This window comes from Streptomyces violascens (assembly GCF_014649955.1).
Lineage (GTDB): Bacteria > Actinomycetota > Actinomycetes > Streptomycetales > Streptomycetaceae > Streptomyces > Streptomyces violascens.
This window is the reverse complement of record NZ_BMUA01000026.1, coordinates 64,102-84,772: the sequence shown is the minus strand read 5'-3', so window position 1 is coordinate 84,772 and position 20,671 is coordinate 64,102. Positions and strand designations below refer to the sequence as shown.

The window sequence follows — 20,671 nt, the reverse complement described above, 5'->3', positions numbered from 1 at the left end:
CCTTCAGCCGAGGGCGGTCCCGAGCCGCTCGGCCTGATCCACCGTCAACGGAGAGATCACGACCGGCCGGTCCGGGTCCCGGATCACGTCAATCCGGACATCACCGCCTACGGTGCGGCGCAGGAGCGGGACCAGCAGCCCGACAACGGGGACCAAGTGATCGGGGTCGTCCTCGTCGAAATCCTTGGGAAGGGTGCCGCCCAGGGCCTGGTGAAGTGCGGCGGCCTCCCACGGCAGCAGCGCCGAGACCCGGACCAGACCGGCGACGCGCACTCCGGCTTGCACAACTCCCACCCGCTGCAGACCCGTTCGTAGCTGGTCGACGACCCTGAGGTCCCACGGAAGGCGGGCTCTGATCAGGGCCGCGCAGCGTACGGCGTCGTCGGCGGTCTCGAAAAGGATGTGCAGCCCGGCCGGCAGCGGAACAACGGTGACATCGGCCCTGATGGCGTGTGCGCGCAGAACCCGCTCGGTCGCCGCGGCCGGGTCACCACCTTCTACACAGCGGATTTCGGGCAGACACCTCCACAGCGCCTCGCGGCCCTCTTCGTAGACCCCAACGGTCACTGCGGCATCACCTGGCATGAAGCCGACCCACGGCGCGCTTCCGGTCCCCGCGGCCAGCAAGGCCTGCGCCAGCAGATGGACGGCCTCCTCCCGCGCCGACCGCTCAACAGGGTCCACCTGCACGGCCCGGGCGTTCTGAAGCGCCGCGGGCCGCGGGCTACTGGCCAGGCGCGCCCTGGGTGTTGAGGACCGGTTGGCTTCCGTGCTGTCGGTGTCCTGCATCGTCTTCCTTGAGATCGCGGGGATGGCGGGTCGGTCTCGGGGGCGTCTTCGGGTTCAGCGGGGTGTAGGTGTGAGTCGGAGGAGGGCGTGCCGGTCACATGGGGCCGGGGTCACGAGGCGATCCGAGCAGAGTGGGTGCTTTGCGTGGGCGCTCTCGCGACGCGTGTACCGCGGAAGCCGATGCCGGTCTCCAGACGGTTTTCGCTGACGAGCAGTCGGCGGGCGAGATCGATGGTGCCGCGAGAAACACCGAGGCGGGCGGCGAGGGCCGAGCCGGCGGGGAGGAGCTCACCGGGCGGGTAGGTGCCATCGTCGATGCGGTCCCGAAGCCACTGAGCCACCGCCTCTGTGCTGGAGACCGACTGCTGATCCGGTGAAACACCCTCGGCAGCGAACGCCTTAAGGGCCAGCAGGGCGGTGTCCGGCGCGACGGCGTATGTGCGGGCGACCTGGGTGATGGAGAGCCGACCAGGCCCGCTGCCACGTTTCGCGAGGTCTTCACGCAGGGCCTCACACACCCGGGCGTGCTCGAGGCGGCGCGAGGGCGCCGGGGCCGCCCCGACTCGGGGCGGGAACTCGGTGACGATCTTGCGAGCAGCGAGCAGGCGCAGCGCGTCCTGTACGGCGGGGTGGGGAAGACCGAACTGGGCACTCAGGTCACCGACCGTCGGGAGCAGGGTTCCGTCCGCATATTCGCCCTCCTTGATCCGGTGCTGGATGCGACGGGCAAGGCGTTCTGCGCCTGGTGCCGGTACGGGCATCGTGATGCGCCACCGCTTGGGCGCGGCTACGGTGACCGGCCACCCAGCGTCCAGGACCCCGCTCTGGAGCAGACTGCGCAGGGCGTGATGGATGGCCGGGGCGGGAAAACCGAGCGTGCATGCCAGTTCGGCAGGACCGGGGAGGGGATCACCGATCTTGTAGGTGCCGTGCTGGATCTGCCACAGGAGAATGCGGGCTGCCTCGCCCAACTGGTCAACGGGCATCGTCGTGCACCTCCGCAGCCGCAACGACGTGTACACCGCTGAATGTGACGATGGCAGGGACGGGCGCGGCACCCGCTGTACGCAGGCTCGCGGTCATGGGGAACACCTAATTCTCTTGGCGTCGGACGGGCAGGCATGGAAAAGGGATGGGCCAGCCGCCGCTCCACCCGGGGGAGGGCGGCCGGGGCACACGCTGCCCACGCCACTTCAATCAGCGGCGGCAGAATCGGGCATCGGTGCCGCGTCCCTCCGTTGGTCCGCCAACCACCCGGGCGCCACCGCGGGCTCGGTCGGGGATGGGGGGATCCCGTGTGGAGGTCATCTCCCGAGCGCGCCACGGGGCAGGGGATCCAGCTGCGCAAGGGAGATGACCAGCTTTAGGCGCCGGGCGGACCGTGTGCGTCGGCTGCCTGGACCAGCCGGGCCAGGGCCGCTGACTCCGTCGCGCAGGTGCAGGGCGGCATGAACGCTTCCTGCTGTGTCATCGGGACTCCGTCCGGGCCGGTGCGAGGAAAGCCCAGGTCCACTTGCCGCGCCCGCAGGATCGCTCCCTAACACCCCACTGGTCCGAGACTAGTTGGACCATGAGCAGGCCGCGTCCGTTCTCGTCTTCGGGACCAGCGTTAAGCCCACGTGGTGGCATCGGTGAGCTGTCGGCTACCTCGACCTGGACCCCACTGTCCGTACGGATGAGTCGAACGCCGATCGTGTCGCCTCCACCGTGGATCAGGGCGTTGGTCAGCATCTCAGTGAGCGCGGTGTCGACGCGGTCGAGGAGACAGGGCAGGCTCCATTGTTTGAGTAGTTCCCTCGAGGCATGCCGGAAGCGACTCGGCCACGCAAAGTCCTCGCTGGGTAAAGGGCCGTCCGGCTCCGCGGCCCTGGCGATCCACTGCTCGTGTTCTGCCAACGCCAACTCCCGGCCAGTCTCTATGTTCTCGCCGCACAACGCCTCGGTGTCCTGCTTGCTAGGTGCGATGAGAGTCATGAGCCCGGTCCTCCACAGGTGAGGCGTTCCGCGGACAGTTGGCGAGAGCCAGTGGTCACTACGACTGGCAGAGAGAAGAGCGAAGTGCTCGGCCACGGCTCAGCATGGCAGCAGAAGCGCTACCGTGGAACCTACTTCGCAGAATTCTGTGAGAAGAATTCTGTTGCGAACTCCCGTTCGTAGCAAGGTTGTTGACGCAAGGGCTCGAACGTTCTGCGAAATGCGAGAAGTTTCGTTGCCAAGCTCGAACGTTCGCCGTCAGACTGTGAGGCAAGCGAAGGGGAGGGGCAGCATGATCGAGTCCGCAGAGTCGGCGACGCCTGCCATCGAGTCGGCGTCGGCAGCACTCTGCCGCCTATGGCTGGGTGCTGAACTGCGTCGCCTCCGCTCCGATTCCGACATCAAGGGCGCCGAGGTGTGCCGCCGTCTCTCGTGGGCTCCGTCGAAGCTGACGCGGCTCGAAACCGCAGGCAATGGCGTCGTGGAACCAGCGGACGTGATGGCCCTGTGCTCGATCTACGACGCGCCAAAGGAGACCGAGCAGGTCTTGGTCGAGTACGCCACCGTCACCAAGACCAAGCTGGACTGGTGGCAGTCACCCGACGTGCGCGACGTCATCCAGCCCGGCTTCAAGGCCTACTTGGGCCTCGAAGCAACGGCTTCCAAACTCGGGAACTACGAGAGCGAGTTCGTCCCGGGACTGCTACAGGTGCCGGCATACATTCGGGCACTGCTCGAACGTGCTCGCCCGGACATGGAACCTGAGCAAGTCGACAAGCTCGTGGCCGTCCACATGACACGTCAGGAAGCCCTCACCCGCAGCGTTGCCCCGCTGGAGTTCACGGCGATCATCAGCGAAGCCGTCCTCCGCCGGGAAGTAGGGAGCGCCGAGGTGATGCGCACCCAGCTCATCCACATCTGGAACCTTGCCCGAACCAACCCCCACGTCAAGGTGCAGGTCGTCCCGTTCGGAATCGGCTCCCATCCCGGCATGAACGGCCCCTTCACGGCGCTCAAGTTCCCCGAAAATCTCTTGAAGCCGATCGTCTACCTCGAAAGCCTTGCCGGCGCCACCGTGCTGCGCAGGGAGGAGGACGTGAGGAAGTACGAGGACGCTTTCAGCGACCTCCAAGCACTTGCTCCGGGGTACGAAGAGTCCCTGGGCATGATCGAAACCGCAAGCAAGGAGTTCTAATGCAGATGCGTGCCGATGACCCGTCGGTCGACTGGTTCTCGTCGAGCTACAGCAACGATCAAGGGGGACAGTGCGTGCAGGGCGGACGGCGCACAGACGGCCGGATGGCTGTGCGCGACTCCAAGTGGACCGACGGCCCGGCCTTTGTCTTCCCGCCGGCAGCTTGGGCCGCCTTCATCTCGGATATGAAGAACGCCGAGTAGCACGTCGCCCACCTGCCAGAGAGCGGTCCTCCTCAACCACGATGAGGAGGACCGCTCTCTGCTTCAACTCTGTACCCACTCGAACAGATACGGCAACCGACACTGCCCAAGCGCAGATGCCGAGGCACCCCGCGCTTACGCGCCGCTCAGCAGATCCGGACCTGTTGCCGACCGCCTCCGACAGTGACCCGGTAGTCGGCATCGGCGTACGCCGGCCATGGGCCGTCCACCGTCGGCCAGCCCAGTTCCGCGAACGATCGATCGGCGCGCTGTCCGCGCATCTTCATGAAGGCGACGCCGGTGACGAGCCGACCTTCGCCGCCGCCTTGCCCGTCGGCAGTGAGGCGAAGAAGGGCGTCATGGCCGAACGGGCCGTACAGCGGGGTCACAAGAATGGCACCGGGCGCGGCCTGGTCGAGCCAGGCCTGGGGGATCTCGCGGACGGCCGCGGTCGAGATGATCCTCGTGTAGGGGGCGTGGGCCGGGTCACCGAATTCGCCGTCGGCGGCGAGCACCGCGGGGTACAGGCCGAAGCTGGCGAGCGTGTGGCGGGCGCGGTCCGCGAGCTGCTCGTCGATTTCGATCGTCACCAGGTTCTCGGGCCGGACCCGGTAGGCCAAGAGCGCGGTGCTGTAGCCGGAGCCGGTGCCGATCTCCAGTGCGGTGTCGTCGGGTCCGGGGTCGAGATAGTGCAGCATGTCGACGACGACCGCCGAGCAGGACACGGCGCTCGTGAACGGCGCGTCCGTGGGCCCGTCCTCCGGTAGCACTCTGCCGTCGGCGACCTGCGTGATCAGGGATGCGCGGGGCCGGTAGACCCCCTTGAGCCAGGCTCGGGGCCGTTCATGACGGTCGATCACGTGGTGCATCCCGTCGTCGCGCGGCGTCGGCCACCACACCTGGTCCGGTACGAAGTGCTCGCGCGGCACTTTCAGGAAGGCCTGCCGCAACCACGGCCGGTCATTGAAATGCCCCACCATCCGGCTGTCGATCTCGGCTGCGCACTCGGCGCGCAACTCCGCAGCCAGGCTTGCCAGCCGATCCTCCGCAGGGGCATCAGTCATCATCCGGCTCCGGCTCCGGGGCCGGCATCGGGTTCCCGGGGTCGCCCGGACTTGATGAGTCCCCGCCTACCTGCCCGTCCTGATCACCGCGGCTGCCGCCCATGACGCCTCCCAACGTCGTCGCATCGCGCGCCTTCGAAGCGCGCCGCCTTCGTCGCCAGGCGACCATCAACTCCGGCTCCTCGCAAGCGACTTGCTGGAATCTGCATGCGCCATATCCGCCCGTGCTCATCTACACGCTCGCGACAGTTCTGCCGAACCTGGCCGTGACCGTCCGCCGGCTTCACGACACCAGCCGCTCAGGATGGTGGTGCCTGCTCAGTTTCGCCCCGCTGATCGGCGTCATCTGGCTGGTGGTCATGCTCGCAGGGAGGAGCGACTACGACGAGACCTACGGCCCGCACCCGGGCACCGCAGACCCGCTTCCCGCGGTCTGACCTGTCGTACACACAGGCCCTGCTGACGTCGCCTCGGGCGACCAGCGGGGCCTGCATTGCGTTACGCGGCGGGCGCATCGACCGCAGGCGGTCGGCGACGTCGTGCACGCCAGCGCGGAACGGCGATGCCGGTGATCAGGTCGTGCCAGGGCTCGCACTCGGCGCTGACCGGCCGGTCGGAGGCTTCCAGGTAGGCGGTGTGATGTCGGAGGCGACTGACATGATCCGCTGTATGAACACCTCGAACACGGTCGGCTGGGTGACCAGCCGGGCATCCACCCTGCGGCACGCACAGATATTGCACGACACCAACGGGTGCTGGACCCGCGACGCCGTGGAGCGCCTGGTGGACGGGCACCCGGACTGGAAAATCCGGCGGGAGTTCGCCGACCTCCTCGTCGTCGGCCTGGAACCCACCGAACTGCACGCCTCCCTCGGTCCGGAACTGTTCTTCGACGCACGAATCCCCAAGAGCCCGTACTTCGGCCGCGCGCGACTGCCGCTCATCGAGTTCGGCTTCCAGGCAACTCCGGCAGAACGGGCAGCAGCCCTGCAGGAACTAGCCGAAATACTCTCGGGGATCGGCCGGCCCACGCCCGTGCCGGCGGCCGCCGACGGTTTTGGTCTGCGCTGGCAGTCCGAGGAGCGCACCATGCTCCTGCAGAGCAACCAGCGGCGTGCCTGGGTGTCCATCCAGCCCGTCGAGCACCAGGCCCAACATCTCCCATTGGACTTCCCCCCTGTAATCGCGGCTCTTGTGCCCCTGCTGCACGATGACGCCACCGGAATGTGCGACCGCTCGGCCATCGAACAATGCATCACCAAGACGCCGACCTGGTCCGCCGAGTTCGACGAAGCACAGGCCCGAGCCCTTGTCCGGACCGCCGACAGGGACGGCGAGGTGGTCTTCCTCGGTCCTGCTGGTCAGCGTGACAACTACAACCGCCTGCACCTGTACCGTTTCACCGACGGCCCGGACCTGGAACGACGCCGGTTCATCTTCGGTGAGATCTTCCGGGCCGTGTGCGGCGCCATCGGCGAACCGACCCTCCTCGGCGGCGGTCCGAACGGGCCAGATGTCCGCTGGAGGAACTCCGGCACCGATGCACGGGTCCTGCGCCTGCGGGCGGACCTTCGGCACGTCTGGATCGAGACCAGCCCCGCCGAACAACTCGAAGATCAGGAACTGTCGACATTCGAGCACGGAGGACCGGCTGCGGGGCTGGGCGGCCCCAGCGACTTCCCGCTGCTGCCCTACAACTGGCAACTCGTCCTGTCCGGGCCGGGTGACACGGCGGAGTACCTGCCGGGAGGCTGACTGGCGCTGACCCTGCCGCACCTTCAAGAAGCCCTGGAGACACTGCTGAGCACGTGGATCGAGCAGCTCCCCGTCCAACAACCCGGCAAGAAGGTGACCTTCACGATCGCCGGCAGCGGCATCAGCGGCGGCCTCTCCTTCGCCTACGACACGACCAAGGGCATCCTGCTCCGCATCGGCAGCCGTACAGGAGACCTCGCCGCCGATGCGAACGAGATGAGTGCGCTCGGCTGGGAACAGTCGGGACGCCGCTGGAAGGCCGAGTTCAAGAAGCCGACCGAAAGCACTCCCGGTGAGGTGGCCGCGCTCATCGTCGGTGAACTTGCCGCCCGCGGCCTCACCGATCCTGAGGACCTCGTCGCGAAGCGCATCCAACTCGGGTCCCCCCACGGCTTCTTCCGGGCCACCGGGCTCGGGATCACTGCAGGGTGAGGGCAAACAGCACGCTCAAGGTGCTTGCGGTACTACCGGGCAAACTGGGTACAGCACATGGGCGGGATACGGGGCGGGCTCTCTACGGGGAGCGGGGGGACAGCCTGGCGGGAGCCTTCCGGGGAGCGGACCGGATCCTTCTACTCTCTCGTACGGTCCTGGGCGGGCCAATATCGTCGTGCTCTGCATCCACCCAGGGCCCAAAGATCGTCAAAGGTACGGACGCATGACGGAGACGCTGACCATCGTGGCACTGCTGGTGCTTCCGACCATCGGCCTGGCCTCGCTGCTCGCCTATCTCGTGCGGCGGCTCCTGCGGATGCGCCGGGTCGTCCTGCACGGCAAGGCCGCCGTGGCCGAGTGCATCGAGGTCCGGGACATCGCCTCGAACTCCACCGACATGGATGGGTCGCGCTACCACATTTTCGCGTTCGTGACCGGGGAAGGCCACCGCGTCACTTACACCGAGGACGCCGTGGCCCCGTACACCCAAGTCGGGTACCGCGCCACCGTCCACTACGACCCGGCGGACCCCCAGCGCACGGCCACGGTCGCAGGCCGTGACGACCTCGCGCCGGTGCTGGTGCCGGGCTGCGCCGCGCTCGGCGTCGCCGCCGCGCTCGCCGTGCTCCTGTGGATCGACGTGTCGGTGCTGTTCCAGTAGCGGGAACAGCACCGTTCCCGCGACCAGAGCCGAAGTCAGAGGCCGCAGGATCGGGAATCCCGCGCCATGCGCCGAGATCAGCCCCGGCTTGCATCGCCAACACGGGCGCGTCCTCGTCCTCTTCGAACCCCACACCGGAGTCGCCATCCTGCCCGGCGGTACCCCCGAGGTGCAGGACCAGGACGACCCCGCCTCTACCCTGCGTCGCGAAGTCGAAGAGGAGGCAGTCGCCCGTATCGGGAGCCCCTACTCCTGGGATACGTCACCGGTCCCGGCATGCAGCGCGGATACCTGCGCTACGCCGCGGCACTCACCAACGTCGCCCCGCGCAGCCCGATCCGGCCACCGGCCACACCTACACCCGCATTCTGGCCACCCGAGAACAAGCCACGGAACTCTTCGACTGGGGACCGGCTACTGCAGACCAACTCGCCGCCGTCCACGAGGCCCGTCGGCAGTTCGGCTTTCCCTAGGCTCCCCGCCAGCCCTTCTCCGAGCTGACCACCCCCACGGCCTGGTAACCCCTTCTTCCGTGTCCATTCCATAGTCTTGAGGCACCAACTCAGGAACCGATTGCTCGCCGGCAGGCGAGCCGACGGCTCTCCCCTGCCGGCGAGCAATCGACAGCGATGGGTACGGTGTGGCGGAGCACCGACTGAGGGGGGAACACAACATGAGCGCGGCCGCGCACGTCGACAACACGGCAGGTCTGGGGCGCCGCTATGCCTCGGCCGTGATAGATGGAGTGTTCTTTTCGGGCTGCGGATTGGTGGCGGCAGTCGTCTACGTGGGGGTACGCGAGAGCGGAATCCTTGGCGCCTCCGGCGCCGTTGGCAGTGAACTGCTGGCGGGTTTCGCGGTCGGCGCGCTCATCGCATCCTTCCTCAACCACGTGGTCATGGTCTGCCTGGCGCACAGAAGCGTGGGAAAGGCGCTCGTCGGCACCCGCGTCGTCCGCCGCGCAGACGGTGGCCGGCCCCGGGTGCACCAGGCCGTGGCCCGGTGGCTGGGAGGTTTCCTCTTCGGAGTCGTGGTGCTACCGCTGGCCTTCATCTTGGGCGGTAGTGAGGCCGAGCCGCAGGATTTCGCCGGACTGCGCATCATCCGTTCCCGGTGAGCCGACGGGAGAGAACTAGGCTTGGGGCTCAACCATCCACCCGCAGGGAGATCGTCGGCATGCGCACATGGAACAAGACCCTCGATATTGCCGGCATCAACAGCCTGCAGTTGCGGCACGACTACACCCAGCAACGTTCACTCGTTGCTGGCTATCGTCGGCACACATACGTGGCAATACGTCTTCTGCTGCCGCCAGTTCTCGTACCACACGTCGTCGCCGCTGTCGCGTTCATGCATCACACCGACACGCTGCTCGATGCGACTCCCATGCCCTCGCCTGCCGATGACGCGTATGCCGAGTGGGAGGAGGAGGTCCGCCGGGGTCTGACGACGGGGGAGAGCGCACACCCGGTGCTCCGTCCCGTCCTGCATACCATCGCGGAGTATCCGCAACTGCGGGAGCATGTCGAGCAGTTCCTCGCGGGGGCGCCCATGGACCGAAGCTTCACGGGCTTCGCAGACGAGGCGGACTACCAGCACTATGTCGACGCCTACTCGCTACCGGCGTTCATGCTCGTAGCCTGCCTGCTCCTGGCACCGGATGCCGACGCGGCGGAAGTCCGTCGTTCCTGCCGGTCCTACATCGATGGCAGCCAGCGCCTCGACTTCGTGTGTGACCTCGCCGAGGATCTGGCTGAGGGGCGGCTCGGGCTCCCCGAACGGACCCTCAAGGAGCATGACGTCTCCCGCGAGGATCTCGAGAGCGGACGGGACACACCAGGGGCACGAAGGCTGCTTCGGGAGGCGTTGGGCCAGGCACGACAGGACCTGGGCAACAGCCGGAAGTTGGTGGCCTTCGTACCACCGGAGCACCGGGCGTTCATCCGCGCGTTCGTCTCCCTGGAAATACTCACCGCCGATGCGGTGATCGCCAAGGGCACTGAGATCCTGCGCAACTCCGCGAGGCCCTCAGTGCCTGACGCGCTGCGTGTGCTGGCCTGTGAGTACTACCGGCGAGGCGCCTGACAAACGACGTCCTGCTCGGTTTCACCGCGAAGAGGCAGGACTCTCGTAGTCAGACTGCCCAAAGAGGGGCCCGGATGTACTTCCCGGGCCCCTCTTTGCTGAGTCTGCGCTTCCAACGGTTGGCTCAGGGTAATGAGTCGCGGCTACAGGTCTGCCGTCCTGACCGAGCGGTGCCACAGCGCGAAAGGACGAGTCTTCCGCTGACGCAGGCCACGCTGTCCCTGAGGGGTCGGCCAGTAGTACCGCCGCCGCGGGCGGTTGGCCGATTCGGACGTCTCCCACCGCCCCTCGATCCAGCCGATCTCTTCGAGGCGTTCCAGTGCGGGGTAGATGGAGCTCGGTCCGCGGCCCGTCTTCTCAAGGACCGTCAGGCCCCAGACCGGCTGTTCGGTGGTGGCTCCATCCACCACCGCCATGATCTCCGTCATCACTTTGGTCAGGCGCATGGCGATAGGTAAGCACGGTAGGCGCTGGCGGAACCAGGGCGATGGGCCTCAGCTTCTGCATTCGTCACTGCGACGTTGTTCACTAGCTCGCCATGAGGGCGAAGGCGAGGCCGGCGACGGCGCCGCCGACGACGGCTCCGGCGATGACCTGGCCGAGGGTGTGATCCTTGATCTCGACCCGGGACCAGCCGATCAGCCCGACCAGCGGTAGGGCGAGCACGGCCCACCAGGTCACGCCGATTGCGATGACCGCGATGGCCCCTGTGCTCACGGCGGTATGCAGGCTGATTTTCCAGAACGCGGTGATCGGCAGGATTACGATGAGGGTCGCCATCATCGACAGGACCAAAGCCTTCATCTGCTGCGGTGCACCGCCGGCGTACATGGCGACGAGGCAGACCGCGACGGAGCCCATGATGACTGGCAGGACGGTCATGCGGCTTGCTCGGTTGCCCACGTGCTGGTCGCTGACCAAGCCCTTGCGCATCGACCGTTTGATGTAGGCCATCGGGATCACGGCCGAGAAGAGCAGACCGAGGAGCGCCCACGCCAGTCCGGTCCAGGGGCTGTCCTGGGCGGCGCCGAGAGCGAGGCACTCAACAATGAGAACGTTGGATGGCTTGAGGCCGTCTGTGACCAGCCGGGCGCGGCGGGACTCCGGGGTGGTGGCCGTGGCGGTACTCATGCCGGCTCCAAGGCGTCGATGCGGTCTGCAATGGCGTCCATCAGCTCGTCCTGCTGGTAGTAGTACGAGACTCGGGCCAGCCACGCATGGGTCTCCTCTGGATCGTTAGACAAGGTCAGCGGTGCGACTTCGGAGGGTGTCTCGCTGGGGTCTTGCTGGTGAACGTACTGCTCGCGCGCTATGCGCAGGGCAAACGCCTCGGCTGCGGCCTGGGCGTTATCACCGCGGAGACCCTCCAACTTGGAGGCTGCCAGTGCACGTCCGGGCAGCTTGGCCTCAATCCAGGTGGCCAGCGGCACGGCGCTGTCAGTGATGTCGAGGGTGCGCTGGTCGAGCCGGTTGTACAGGCCGCGCAGGCTCCGGCGGTCGTGGGCCAGTGAGGTGCCCTCGTTGAGCACCTTCACGATGGCGTCAGGTGGGAGTACGGAAGCGAGGTCCAGCCACAGGGGGCGCAGTTGGATGAGCCAGCGTCGGTAGCGCCGCAGGTTCATGACGTTGTCGAACCCACGCACTGAAGAGCCGACGGCGAGAGCCACGATGCACACGAGCTGGAGCAGGTTCCCGATCACTTGGACCAGTGACAGGGACAGCGGGGCGGATGCTCCGGTGAGTCCGTACGCCAAGTACACGCCAACGAAGGTGAAGTACGCCGCGCCGGACCAGCAGCCGGTGGTGAAGATCGTCATGCAGATCTTGAGGAGGCGCTTGCCGTCCTTCCGGGCCGCCATGGTGCTCAGGTAGCCGGACATGTACATCGAGGCCCCCGAGACCACGATGTACGCCGCGAGGGACAGTGTTCCGCCCGCGTGGCCGTACTGCGCCTCCAAGAAGACGCGGTGCTCGCCTTCGAGGATAGAGGGGGAGGCCAGCGGAGCTGTAGCGATGGCGAGCGTGACCGCGATGATCGCGAGGATGTTGCGCGGCCGGTCATGGGCCAACTTCCGCCACATGGGGGTCGGTTCGGGGTCCGGCGCAGAGGCGTCGCACCACCGCAGCATCAACAACCCCGCCATGATGATCGCGACATGCTTGCTGACGGAAACGACCTCCTCCACGCCGGTCACGTCGATGACCCACGTTTCGATGGCGGCCAGCCGCAGGGTGGCGCCGATCGCGAGGAAGAGGAAGCAGCACCAGAGGGATCTCTGCCCTCTCGTGTTGAGGAGACTCTTGGATCTCCATATAACGGCCGTCCACAGGGGGACGGCCATGAGCAGGGCTATGAAGTCATGGATCACAGAAACGATTCACTTGCGCTAGAGGCTGCGGTACAGCCGGTTGAGCATGGGGTCGCCGTGCTTCTCGTCGCGGCTTTGCACCATGGCCTGCCGGCGCAGAAGGCCGGCGAAATTTTCCGCTTCCTCTTCGTGGAGGACGTACGTGGGATCGCGGCGGCTGACTCGGGAGCGAGTTCTGACTCCGAGCAGGGAACCCTCAAGGAATGCGGGACTCAACCACTTGAACCCGGACTCCTCCTCTTCCGCTTCCGGAGGTGGTGTCATCGGTGTCATCTCGGCCGCCGGAGGGCGGACTTTCAAGGGCGGGTGCTCAAGGAGCATGTGCCCCAGTTCGTGCGCGAGGGACTGGACGGCCTGGACTCCCACGGCGATCGGGTTGACCCACACGTTGTCGCGTCCCTCCTCATCCGGCCACCACAGCCCGCACGGCTGCTCAAGGCGGGACGGAAAGGGGCTGCGATGCAGGATCAACGGCCGAGCACGCTGCTCCTGGATGGCCTGGTACAGGGTGTCTATGGTGAGTGGATAGGGGATGCGGAACTCGCTCAGCGCTGATGCGACGCGACGGCGCGAAGTGGGGGGCAGCACGGCCATGGGATTACTCCTCTCCCGTGTGACGGGCGGACGGACGCAGTGGTGAAGGGTGCGGGAAGTCGCATGCGGTTCAGTCCGCTCACCCGCCATCCTGCTGCTCCCGGGCCTTCTGAGCCTCCTCCAGGCCCTTGATGAAACCCAGGACTTGTCCCTGACTCATCGGCGTGAGCCCGTCGAACGTCCGCGCGAGGAACTGGACGTGCTCGTCGGGCCGCTCCCGCTCAGCCTCCTGAGCCTTGCGCTGTCGCTCCGCCTCCTCCTTCTGATGCAGCCTCTTCTTGAGTTCCCCGATGACCTCTTCCTGGATCTTTCCCGTGCGGAAGTAGTCGAGGGGTACGTGGAAGAAGTCCGCCAGGAGGCTCACCTTGTCAAGTGAGGGACTCGGGCTTCCCTCGTGCCGCAATTTGCGGATGGTCTCGTCGGAGATGGCTTTACGCCCTGCCCGCTCATTGATGTCGTCGGCTACCTGCTTGTTGGTGTACTCCTTCCCCGACGGCCCTGTGCTGGCCTTGAAGAGCAGATTGAGAGCCTGATCCATGGACAGTTCCCCACTTTCTGGGGCGTTGTCCCTGCGCGGCATGAAGCCTCCTGTGAAGAGTCGGGGCGGGGCTGTCGTACAGGAGGAGGATGCCACAGATCTTTGGTTTGACACCCGGAAAATGCCATGGGTCGAGACACATATCCTTGGGTTAGGGTGTGCCTCGGACGGTCACCTGTGCGCAACGTGATCAGACTGTCGCGTAGCGGCATCCGGATGCCGTGAGCTGGTTGGGGACCACCACTCGGCGTTCAGGCCGCCGCGCTCGCCAGACCGCCACCAACCAGGCAATGAGACAGGTGACTTGAGAGAATGTGCGAGACATCGGGAGGCCAGCACGGGGCCGTTGGCGGCCGTCATGTGCAGCCAGCAGCTTCCAGCGGCCCCCGGTTCGTCCGATTCGCGCGTTCGCTGTGCAATGCGTTCCAGAGCCAGTTGGCCATCAAGCTGTCGGCGTGGAAAGTCACCAGGCTCATCCGTCGGGATCTGGGCCTGTCGGGAGTGCAGGACATGCAGGATCTGGTCGCGACGGTCGCTCAGAAGCGGGGCCGGCCGATCGCGATTTCGGAGGAGCCTCTGCCCGCGAAGGTGTCGGGGTTCTGTGCCCGTGGCAGGAGGGTGGACTTCATCGTGGTGGACTCCAACGCCAGTGAGCTGACCCGCCTTCATGCCACTCTCCACGAGCTGTACCACCTGTGGGACGAGGAGCCGGACTCGCACGAGGCTTCGCAGGCCGTGACCATGGCAGAGGCTGTTCGCCAGCTGCTTCCTGATCTTGATCCTGAGGCTGTGCGGAAGGTCCTTGCCCGCTCCCACTACGACAGCCCGCACGAGCGGAGGGCCGAAGCCTTCGCCACGGTGATGGTCCAGCGGCACCTCAAGCTCGGCGGAACCCGCGAAGACGGCTTCATGACCTCAGCCTTGACACACAGACGCTCCGGCGTCTGAGCTAGCAGTACCGAACAGGGCCGCCGCCGACCGCACCACAGGAGTGGTGCTTCGGTCCGCAGTACACGCCTTCACCGATCGGACGGGTATTGAGACGGGGTGTGCGGCCTGGCGGTGCCCGGCCAGGCTTCCTCGCTGAGGAGGGGCATGGCGTCGTGGTGAGTTGGAGACAACCTCATGCCAGCCATGTAGCTGTGGCGGCTGCTGCGGCGAAGCCCGGGCCGAAGCCGAGTAGCAGCCCGCGCGCGCCGTCGGCCGGTGGGTCGTCGTGGGTTCGGGAGAGCACGGCCATGACCGCTGCACCGCCGAGATTGCCCTGCTCGCGCAGCGTGGCCCAGGCATGGCGGGTCAGCTTGTCCGCTTGCGGATCGGGATTGTGGTCCAGGCCGGGCGCCCGCTCGGCATCCTCGATGATCCTCGGACCTCCAGGGTGCAGCATGGTGAATTCAGGCTGAGTCAGGCTCTGTTGAGCCAGGTGACTGCGCAGGGCTGGCATGAGGTCGGCAACTGCCTTGGTGGCTGCCTTCTTTGAGTCGAAGTGCAGTCCTGCGGCATCGAGGCGGCCGACGTAGCGGTGCCGACTGTCGGGCAGGATGTACTCCCAGGCAGTCCCCGCCCAGCGCCATCGCGAGCGCCACATCCAGCAGGACCTTGCCCGGATCGTGCACCGCCCGAGCCTTCCGCCACGGCTCAAGCGCTGCCGATATCACCGCGTCCAGACCGGTCTTGCGGACCGTCTCGATCAGCGGCACCCTGCCGGCCTGCGAAACTACTCCGTGACCGCCACCCTCGACGCGGACATACGGGTATGACCCGATACGGTGTTTCACCTGGAAAGTGCCTCCGGCGGCGCTCGGAGGCATCGCGGCTTCATGCCACCGCCTGCAGACCCTGCACAAGCTGAGCGCCTACCTGCACGACGGCACCGGGGGCACAGATGAGCCGCGGGTCAGTCGCAGGGCGTGAGACTGGTCAGTCGGTAGCCGAAGGGTTTTCCGTGAAGGGGAATTCCGGCAGTTATTTGGACGGAAATTTCCATGCGGGTGCCGGTGGTGTCACCACGGGCGGGGATGCGTATTTTGCGTACATCTCCGTCGCTCTGAGTGGCGAAGGTGGTACCTGATCCCTCCAGCTCCTGGCGGGCGCGCTGCGTGTAGACGTCCCACAGAAGGGGGTTCTCCTTGAAATCTTCGAGGAGCGCGACATGCTCAGGGTGGGGTGCCTTGGCATGGCGCATCAGCGTGGCTCCGAAGTCCGCCATGCCCGGGATCAGCCATTTCTCGTACCAGTCGACGAGAGTTTCGCGGGCGTCGGGGCAGAACGCCAAATAGCGCAGCCAGTTGACGGTGGGGTGGCTGAGCGGGTCCTCGGGTACGTGGTGGAAGAGCCGGCGATAGGCGGAATTGCAGTGGATCACGTTCCAGGCGCCATCCGTGAGGATGGTCGGGCTCGCCTGGTCCGCCACGTGCTGCCGTGCCCACCGCGCACAGCGCGCTTCCATCCCCGGGCCTCCCCGCACGCCGAGGGTGGGCGGGTCGCCTTTGGTGACCAGGATCTCGAGGTATTGCTGCACCCACACACTCAAGTTCAGGGCGGCAGCCAGACGAGGAATGTACTCCGGTTTGGGAGCCGCTTTGTCGGCCTCCCAAGCTCGGAGCGTCCGCGCTGTTCTTACGGGCAGGTTCGCGAACCGCAGGACGGCATCCTGGCTCAGCCCGGCCCGGTGGCGGTACGTACGCAGGAGCTGGCCGGCAGTCAGGGCACGGTCGGGCGAGGGACGATCGAGCGGCTCGTGGATGACGGCAGCGGCGTCTCTCACGCTGGAAGGGCCGGCGGTCGGTGAACACTGCGTTGATGACAGGCTCGTTGGCGTGTCGCTGCCAGCCCACCCGCGGCCAATCAGGCTCAGCTTCATCAACTGATAACCATAGTGACGGGCATGCCAGGGAATCATGGTGGTGAGTAGGATCGTCCATGCCTCCCCGTGGATCATCACGGTCCGTTCATCGACGTCAGCCTGGAGGATAACGTCGGTGCCTCGGTCGGTGAGTTCCTGACGTACGCGATTGGTGTAGATGTCCTCCAAGAGATCGCTTTCGCGGATGCGTCGGCGCATGTCCTGGAGGTAGGGGTTGTCCGGGTGCAGGTCGTAGTGCTGAGCAAACTGGGTGACACCGGTGACGAGCCACTTCTCCCCGGGGTGCATGCGTGCAGCATCTGGGTGGAAGAGCAGGAAACGCATCGGGTTGATCAAGGGGTGATCGTCGGGGTGAGGCGGAACATCGTCGACGATCTCTGCCCAGGCCCGGTTGAAGTGCCGCAGATTCCATCCGCCATCCATCAGAATGACGGGGTCCAGCTGGGTGTGCACGTGGACGTCTGCCCACCGCGCAGTGATGCGATCGAGTACGGGGTCAACCTCGAGCGCCTTGAGCGCTGGAGGCGCTCCGGTCACCAGTTGGAACAACTGATCTTTGGCCTCAGGACTCATACGCAGGTGCTCACGCAACGCGTACATAGCCCCCATGCTGATCCGCCCGCCGTTCTCCATGTCGCTGTAGCTGCGGTGGCTGTAGCCGTGCTCGTGGGCGAACGCCTCCTGGCTGCTGTACCCGAGTCGAATGCGGTGCGTGCGCAGGAGCTCTGCGGCGGTGATCGGCGGCGCTGACGGAGAGCGCCTTGCCTCATCGGACTTGCCGGTCATCTCTGGCTCCGTCGGGGGAGCGCTTGCGCCGAGCCGCGCAGGCCTCGGCGCAGAGGTACGCGGGGGCACTTCTCACGGCTGTCTGGAGAGTGGGTCATGGAGCTCCCCGGGCGGCGTAGCGCTTTTCAGCAGTTGTGCGGGTCACGAGAGCGTAGTACACGGATCGGAGGAACGGGCCACAAGCTTCCTTCGCTTCGCCGCGATACATCTCACCCTGGTCCCGCGGAGTGAAGGTGCACATTTCCCAAAAATCAATCCAGCAGGGGAAATAGATAGACAAGGAGAGCTCTGTGTACGGTTGTTCGCCCCGCTCGAGGTCTGGCCGGGGCGTCACCGTTACGGTGGCAACCGGTTTGTGGCTGCTTAGGAGGGTGTTGTGGGGAGAGGGAAGTCTCGGATGCGAGTCCTGCGAGAATCGGCGGACCCCGAGGTGATGGCCTCCGTCCTCCGTAAGTCCGGCTGGAGCGCGCAGCAACTGGACCTTCTGCCCACCACCCGGGTCACACAACCAGACATGGCCTACAGCCTGGGCGTCGCGCCCATCACCTATGAGAACTACGAACGGCTCAAGCGGGAGCCATCGGTCCCCCTCCTGCTCACCTTCGGCAAGCTGTGCAACGTCCGGGACATGCTCGTGCTCGACGACCTGTGGAGGGAGGTGAAGGGGCGCAGATACCCCCGCACATCCGACCTCGTCGGCCTGAACGTCCCGAGCGAACTGCGGGATCTGATCATTGACGACGCATACGACGCTGAGGTGGAGGCCGGCCTGATATCGGCTCTGCGAGCTGCGGCACTCCGTGCGATCCATCACCGCCTCGACAGTGACGCTGCGGTCGACCCCAACCCGGAAACAGCCCGCGTCCCGGTGGCCAGCCTGGCTGCGGCTTTCGACCAGGAAGCCCCGTCGCAAGGCGAATTCCTTACTCGGGTGCTGGAGGCCGATGTCGAGATGCAGTCGGCCGTGCGGGCTTGGGTGGCCTGGGAGCTGCGACGTTTGGGGCATCCTCAAGCAGCGCGTGATCTGCCGGGGGCCGACCGGACGGCACGCCGCCCCTAACGGTCGCAAAACAACGCATCGTTGACGACAGGCCGGGGGCCAACAGACTCAGTGCGCCAGCGATGTGTGGCCCGCTGTGCTCGGGCTGGTCGAGCGACTCGGCGCTGGTGAACACCGGCACGGACAGTAGGCTCCAACTCTGGCAATGGCGCCCGGCCCACACTGTGCGGCCAGCGAGCGCTCCCTGCGACATGAGGACACCATGACCGCCCCTGCTCTGCCCTTTCCGACGGTCCCCGGTGCTGTGCCCTTGCTCGGGCACCTCCCGCACATGGCCCGCTCGCCCCTCGCCTTTTTCCGGCGGTTACCCAGCCATGGCCCGGTGGTACGTCTGCGCGTCGCACGCCGCGAGGTCCTCGCAGTCACCAGCCCTCGACTGGCCCACCGGATCCATGTCGACGACCAACACCTCTTCGACAAGGGGGGGCCACTGTCGGAGTCGATGAAGGACACGCTCGGCGACAACCTGGTCACCTGCCCAGCCGGTGAACACGCTCGCCAGCGCCCTCTGATGAATCCTGCTTTCCACTCCTCTCGCATGCCGGCCTACTCGGACGTCATACGAGAGGCGGCCGTCGAGGTCGCCACCTCCTGGAAGGCCGGCCAGACTGTCCGGCTTGACCGCGAAGCGCACCGCCTTGCCGCACTGGCTGTGACGCGGTCGCTGGTCTCCGCGCCGGCCGCCGCCGACGCGGCCAGCGTGCTCGCCGCGGGACTCGATGACATCAGCCAAGGCATCTACGTGCGGAGCCTCTTCCCAGGCCAGCTCTTCGCCAAGCTCCCGCTCCCGGTCAACCGGCGGTATGAACAGCAGATGGCCAGGATCCGGCAGGCCATGAAGCGAGTGACTGCCCAGTACCGCGCGGCCGGAGACGACTATGGGGATGTCCTGTCCAAGGTCGTCCCGGCATGCGAAGAGGCCGCCAATCCTCAACAGGCAGTCCATGACCAGGTCCTCGGGATGGTCTTCGGGGGCGTGGAGACGACGGCGGCCGCCCTGGTGTGGACACTCCGGCTCATCGACCAGTACCAGGTCGCTGGCGACCTGCACCAGGAGCTACGCGACGTCCTGGGAGGCAGCCTCCCATCCCACGAGCACATCGACCAGCTCGACTACATGCGACGCGTCGTCACTGAGGCTCTCCGCCTCCACCCTCCGGCCTGGCTGGGCACCCGGATATCCACCGCGCCCGTGCCCTGGACTGAGGGGACCATCCCGCCAGAGACGGCCGTGCTCTTCAGCCCGTACGCACTGAACCGCGACCCCGACCTCTTCGAGAACCCCGACAGGTTCGACCCCGACCGGTGGAATCGGGAAAGCGTTACACCCGAGCAGAGGCGCTACTTCTTCCCGTTCGGCGCAGGCACCCGCAAGTGCATTGGTCACGATTTCGCCATGAACGAAGTGATCCTCGCCCTCGCCGTCATCCTCACCAGCTGGGACCTGCGCCACCACAGCACTCCCACTGCCCGCCACACCCCACGCTTCATCATGGGCCCCCCGCCCACGCCCGTCACGGTGCAGCCACGCTGAACGCTCGCTGCCCACGTGTAAACAGATCATTCCCATACGCTTCGTATCGGAAATTTCTTTGCATGGTCCTGCGCAAACATATGGGCGAGAATCGGCCCGCGGATGCGCAGCAAGCCAAAAACCTACCGTGCTCACAACAGTGCTTGACGCGGCATTAGGCAGCACATGCCAACACCGTGCGTACGTGAGCTGCTCCGCTGCGAGCAACCGCCGTCAAGAAGCATGTTCGGCGCTAGGCGACTACACGCCCAGCGCCCCGGTAGGAAGGCAACGCCATGGAGACCGAGTCGGCCCTACACGCCTCTGACTTCCGATTTCACGAGTCGGGGTCCATCACCACGAAGGGGTTCGTCTTCCTAGGCGCAGATGCCTGTGTGCTGTTCACCGAGCCGGAATTCGGCGGAGACTCTCAGATATTGGAACCCGGCGACTACACGAGTTCCTCGATCCCTGGCTCCGTGCGCTCGGTGTTCATAGGAGCGGGGTTCCAGGTCACGCTCTTCGCCGGAGACAACTTCTCCGGGTACAGCACAGTCGTGTGTGGCAATGGCATCCGCGTGGGCCAGCATCTGGACGGTGGTGTGTCCTCGCTCAAGGTAGAGGCCATCCAGGACGCGTGACTCAACCGACGCGGTTGGCACCGGCTGCGATGGGGCAGCTGGGCTGATGTGTCTGGACGGCGAAGGCCGCTCATGGCAGGGGCCGATTGCAAGCGGCTGGCTCGGGACGGGGTGCCGCCGAACAAGTGGCGGCACCCGCATGC

The 20,671-nt window shown here is 66.1% G+C and carries 23 protein-coding genes and 1 pseudogene; 12 read left to right on the top strand and 12 right to left on the bottom strand.

Features of this window, described 5'->3' with window-relative positions:
* Window positions 1–3 precede the first annotated feature (3 nt).
* From IE206_RS33910 to IE206_RS33900, 3 genes are all read right to left on the bottom strand, one after another.
* Complete coding sequence (locus tag IE206_RS33910; protein ID WP_189969069.1) at window positions 4–789, bottom strand: hypothetical protein; 786 nt, start codon at window positions 787–789, stop codon at window positions 4–6.
* Window positions 790–899: 110 nt separating this feature from the next.
* A complete protein-coding gene (locus tag IE206_RS33905; protein ID WP_189969067.1) occupies window positions 900–1,775 on the bottom strand; it encodes a GntR family transcriptional regulator in 876 nt (291 codons plus the stop codon).
* A gap of 481 nt (window positions 1,776–2,256) precedes the next feature.
* Window positions 2,257–2,763, bottom strand: coding sequence for an ATP-binding protein (locus IE206_RS33900; RefSeq protein WP_189969065.1), 507 nt, complete (start codon window positions 2,761–2,763; stop codon window positions 2,257–2,259).
* 292 nt (window positions 2,764–3,055) lie between these two features.
* On the opposite strand from IE206_RS33900, the gene IE206_RS33895 reads away from it, so the two are divergent.
* Window positions 3,056–3,958, top strand: a complete 903-nt coding sequence (locus IE206_RS33895; protein ID WP_189969063.1) for a helix-turn-helix domain-containing protein — start codon at window positions 3,056–3,058, stop codon at window positions 3,956–3,958.
* Window positions 3,958–4,161 carry a DUF397 domain-containing protein gene (locus tag IE206_RS33890; protein ID WP_189969062.1) on the top strand — a complete coding sequence of 68 codons (204 nt, stop codon included), beginning with the start codon at window positions 3,958–3,960 and terminating at the stop codon, window positions 4,159–4,161. Before IE206_RS33895 ends, IE206_RS33890 begins: the two co-directional genes overlap by 1 nt.
* A 146-nt stretch (window positions 4,162–4,307) precedes the next feature.
* Here the strand turns inward: IE206_RS33890 and IE206_RS33885 are convergent, their stop codons facing one another.
* Complete coding sequence (locus IE206_RS33885; RefSeq protein WP_189969060.1) at window positions 4,308–5,225, bottom strand: rRNA adenine N-6-methyltransferase family protein; 918 nt, start codon at window positions 5,223–5,225, stop codon at window positions 4,308–4,310.
* A 101-nt stretch (window positions 5,226–5,326) separates the two neighbouring features.
* On the opposite strand from IE206_RS33885, the gene IE206_RS33880 reads away from it, so the two are divergent.
* The 6 genes from IE206_RS33880 (at window position 5,327) to IE206_RS33855 (ending at window position 10,161) form a co-directional block, all read left to right on the top strand.
* Window positions 5,327–5,662, top strand: coding sequence for a DUF805 domain-containing protein (locus IE206_RS33880; protein WP_189969058.1), 336 nt, complete (start codon window positions 5,327–5,329; stop codon window positions 5,660–5,662).
* A 232-nt stretch (window positions 5,663–5,894) separates the two neighbouring features.
* Window positions 5,895–6,980 (top strand): hypothetical protein, encoded by a 1,086-nt coding sequence (locus tag IE206_RS33875; RefSeq protein WP_189969056.1) that lies wholly within the window; start codon window positions 5,895–5,897, stop codon window positions 6,978–6,980.
* A 93-nt stretch (window positions 6,981–7,073) separates the two neighbouring features.
* Entirely contained in the window at window positions 7,074–7,412 is a 339-nt protein-coding gene (locus IE206_RS33870) for a hypothetical protein (protein ID WP_189969054.1), read from the top strand.
* 226 nt (window positions 7,413–7,638) lie between these two features.
* Entirely contained in the window at window positions 7,639–8,076 is a 438-nt protein-coding gene (locus IE206_RS33865; RefSeq protein WP_189969052.1) for a DUF3592 domain-containing protein, read from the top strand.
* Window positions 8,077–8,749: 673 nt separating this feature from the next.
* The gene (locus IE206_RS33860) at window positions 8,750–9,193 is read left to right on the top strand and encodes an RDD family protein (protein ID WP_189969050.1); all 444 of its coding nucleotides are present in this window, start codon (window positions 8,750–8,752) and stop codon (window positions 9,191–9,193) included.
* 59 nt (window positions 9,194–9,252) lie between these two features.
* The gene (locus tag IE206_RS33855; RefSeq protein WP_189969048.1) at window positions 9,253–10,161 is read left to right on the top strand and encodes a phytoene/squalene synthase family protein; all 909 of its coding nucleotides are present in this window, start codon (window positions 9,253–9,255) and stop codon (window positions 10,159–10,161) included.
* A gap of 143 nt (window positions 10,162–10,304) precedes the next feature.
* On the opposite strand, the gene IE206_RS33850 is transcribed toward IE206_RS33855, so the two are convergent.
* The 5 genes from IE206_RS33850 to IE206_RS33830 all read right to left on the bottom strand — a co-directional run bounded on the left by IE206_RS33850 (window position 10,305) and on the right by IE206_RS33830 (window position 13,704).
* Window positions 10,305–10,607: a PadR family transcriptional regulator gene (locus IE206_RS33850; RefSeq protein WP_229853271.1), complete on the bottom strand. Its 303-nt coding sequence runs from the start codon at window positions 10,605–10,607 to the stop codon at window positions 10,305–10,307.
* A gap of 82 nt (window positions 10,608–10,689) precedes the next feature.
* The gene (locus tag IE206_RS33845) at window positions 10,690–11,292 is read right to left on the bottom strand and encodes a hypothetical protein (RefSeq protein ID WP_229853270.1); all 603 of its coding nucleotides are present in this window, start codon (window positions 11,290–11,292) and stop codon (window positions 10,690–10,692) included.
* The gene (locus IE206_RS33840; RefSeq protein WP_189969046.1) at window positions 11,289–12,530 is read right to left on the bottom strand and encodes a DUF6545 domain-containing protein; all 1,242 of its coding nucleotides are present in this window, start codon (window positions 12,528–12,530) and stop codon (window positions 11,289–11,291) included. The genes IE206_RS33845 and IE206_RS33840 overlap by 4 nt, the downstream gene beginning before the upstream one ends.
* An 18-nt stretch (window positions 12,531–12,548) precedes the next feature.
* Entirely contained in the window at window positions 12,549–13,124 is a 576-nt protein-coding gene (locus IE206_RS33835) for a hypothetical protein (RefSeq protein ID WP_189969044.1), read from the bottom strand.
* Between the two features lie 79 nt (window positions 13,125–13,203).
* Window positions 13,204–13,704 (bottom strand): hypothetical protein, encoded by a 501-nt coding sequence (locus IE206_RS33830; RefSeq protein WP_053725204.1) that lies wholly within the window; start codon window positions 13,702–13,704, stop codon window positions 13,204–13,206.
* A 393-nt stretch (window positions 13,705–14,097) separates the two neighbouring features.
* Between IE206_RS33830 and IE206_RS33825 the strand changes: the two genes are divergently transcribed.
* Entirely contained in the window at window positions 14,098–14,610 is a 513-nt protein-coding gene (locus IE206_RS33825) for a CUE domain-containing protein (protein ID WP_189969042.1), read from the top strand.
* 175 nt (window positions 14,611–14,785) lie between these two features.
* On the opposite strand, the gene IE206_RS33820 is transcribed toward IE206_RS33825, so the two are convergent.
* From IE206_RS33820 to IE206_RS33810, 3 genes and pseudogenes are all read right to left on the bottom strand, one after another.
* Window positions 14,786–15,250, bottom strand: coding sequence for a beta-ketoacyl-[acyl-carrier-protein] synthase family protein (locus tag IE206_RS33820; protein WP_189969040.1), 465 nt, complete (start codon window positions 15,248–15,250; stop codon window positions 14,786–14,788).
* Window positions 15,213–15,440 (bottom strand): annotated as a pseudogene (locus tag IE206_RS33815) (transposase); the annotation flags it as partial. The gene IE206_RS33820 and the pseudogene IE206_RS33815, both read right to left, overlap by 38 nt.
* Window positions 15,441–15,559: 119 nt before the next feature.
* Entirely contained in the window at window positions 15,560–17,314 is a 1,755-nt protein-coding gene (locus IE206_RS33810; RefSeq protein WP_189969038.1) for an MmyB family transcriptional regulator, read from the bottom strand.
* 514 nt (window positions 17,315–17,828) lie between these two features.
* Here IE206_RS33810 and IE206_RS33805 point away from each other — a divergent pair.
* The 3 genes from IE206_RS33805 to IE206_RS33795 all read left to right on the top strand — a co-directional run bounded on the left by IE206_RS33805 (window position 17,829) and on the right by IE206_RS33795 (window position 20,528).
* Window positions 17,829–18,374 carry a hypothetical protein gene (locus IE206_RS33805; protein WP_189969035.1) on the top strand — a complete coding sequence of 182 codons (546 nt, stop codon included), beginning with the start codon at window positions 17,829–17,831 and terminating at the stop codon, window positions 18,372–18,374.
* 145 nt (window positions 18,375–18,519) lie between these two features.
* A complete protein-coding gene (locus IE206_RS33800) occupies window positions 18,520–19,908 on the top strand; it encodes a cytochrome P450 (protein ID WP_308433971.1) in 1,389 nt (462 codons plus the stop codon).
* Between the two features lie 275 nt (window positions 19,909–20,183).
* A complete protein-coding gene (locus IE206_RS33795) occupies window positions 20,184–20,528 on the top strand; it encodes a hypothetical protein (RefSeq protein WP_189969025.1) in 345 nt (114 codons plus the stop codon).
* Window positions 20,529–20,671: the final 143 nt, after the last annotated feature.